The following is a 1711-nucleotide window of genomic DNA, read 5'->3' as shown; positions in this document are numbered from 1 at the left end:
GCCACTGCCACTGCCACTGCCACTGCCACTGCCACTGCCACAGCGCGGGTTTTACCCACCAGCGGCAAAGACACGAGCCGAATGGTTAACATGCTGCCAGGTAGCGCGATTGGAAAAGCGGGGGACAACGACAGCCCGATGCAGCTTTAGGGGTTGTTTCCAGATGCAAGACGCGGCCACAGATGGGCGCGCCATATGACAAGCACCAGCAGCGTCCCGGTGATGCCCAGAGTGCCGTAGACTGCCGCCGTGGCCGGAAAGCCCAGCTGATCGATGAGTGGCCCGGAGCAGAGCAGCCCAATTGGCAGCCCATAGACCGCCAGGCTGCGCATACCCATGATCCTGCCGCGCAGCGCTGGGGGTGAACCGCGCAGCAGAAGCACCGACATTGGCAGCACGCACAGCACCTGCACAACTCCGATTACCGGCAGCAGCAGCAAGCCACCTGTCAGGCTGCCAATCTGGCCGAATAGGATCACCAACCCGTGCCAGACTACGCTGAAAACCAGCATCATGCGCGCTGGCTTCACCGTAGTGCCCATCCGGCTGAGGATCAGCGAGGCTACAATGCTGCCCATCCCTACGGCTGCCGCCAGGTAGCCGAGCCCCGCCTGGGTGGTGCCGTACACGTCCCGCGCGACGTAGGGCAGCAGTCCCAACGTGAAGGGGAAGGCCGTCAGATTGACCAGGAAAGCCACCAGCATTGCCGCTAGCTGCGGCGGCGCTTGCCACACCGCCCGGGCTGCTTCCCACAGGCCGCGTAGCGGCGACGGCGCCACTCCCGCGGTCCCCCGCTCCGCCACCCGCCGCGCGCGGATGCCCAGCGTCAGAAGCAGGCCCAATGCGTAGAACAGCACCACCATCAGATAGGCCTCGCCCATGCCAAGGGCGGCGACGATGCTCGCCCCGGCCAAGGCGCCCCCCACGCGTGCAGAGTCTGTGGTAACGCGCGATAGGCTGATGGCGCTCATCAGCCGATCGCCGGGCATGATCTCGCCGATCAGTACATTGCGAGTGCTCATGTCGGAGGGGCGAATCAGCCCGGCAATTCCGGCTGCGAGCAGCACCAACATCGGCGTCAGCATGTCGCCCAGCGCTAGGACTGCCAGGGCTGCCGCTAGCACTGCATAGGACGCTCGCATCAAGCACATCACGTTGCGATGGCCGATCGCGTCGCCCACCAAGCCGAGGAAGGGTGAGATCAGAGTCCCGAGGAACTGCAGGGACCCGAACAGCGTAACCAGCAGGACTGATTGGGTCTGCACCACGATGTACCAGCCGAGGATCAGGGTCTCCATCTCGAAGGCCCAAGATGTCATCAGGTCTGCCGACCACTGGAAGCGGTAGCTGCGGATAGCGAAGGGGGACCGCGCCGGGATCCAACGCGAAATGGTCAATGCCGTACAGCCGCCCGAGCGCGGTCGTCCGCGGATTCTGCGGTCTTCGTCAAGGCGGTTCCCCCTTGACCGTCAGCATCTCCCCAATGCCTGCCCACAGCAACTAGCCGGATTGCAGCATAACGCCGGCCGCTGCCCGACCGATCGGGCCAGAACGGGTCTCAGTGCTGCCCTTACCCACAGCTGGGCCGGTCACCTTACTGGATGGCTCGGGTAGGGCCACATTGCGTATTGCTACCACCGCACAAGCAGCCGCCCCAGTATCAGGCGGCGTGAGGCTTGCGGTCCTTCGCCTCTGCCTCCGAGCGCTCCTT

The 1711-nt window shown here is 64.6% G+C and carries 1 protein-coding gene; it reads right to left on the bottom strand.

Annotated features, from left to right (window positions below; genetic code table 11):
* Positions 1 to 146: 146 nt before the first annotated feature.
* Positions 147 to 1397, bottom strand: coding sequence for an MFS transporter (locus tag BO39_RS29370; protein WP_043840427.1), 1251 nt, complete (start codon positions 1395 to 1397; stop codon positions 147 to 149).
* Positions 1398 to 1711 lie beyond the last annotated feature (314 nt).

Source organism: Roseomonas aerilata DSM 19363 (assembly GCF_000711725.1).
Classification (GTDB): domain Bacteria; phylum Pseudomonadota; class Alphaproteobacteria; order Acetobacterales; family Acetobacteraceae; genus Roseomonas; species Roseomonas aerilata.
This window is presented reverse-complemented; position numbering and strand designations above follow the sequence as displayed.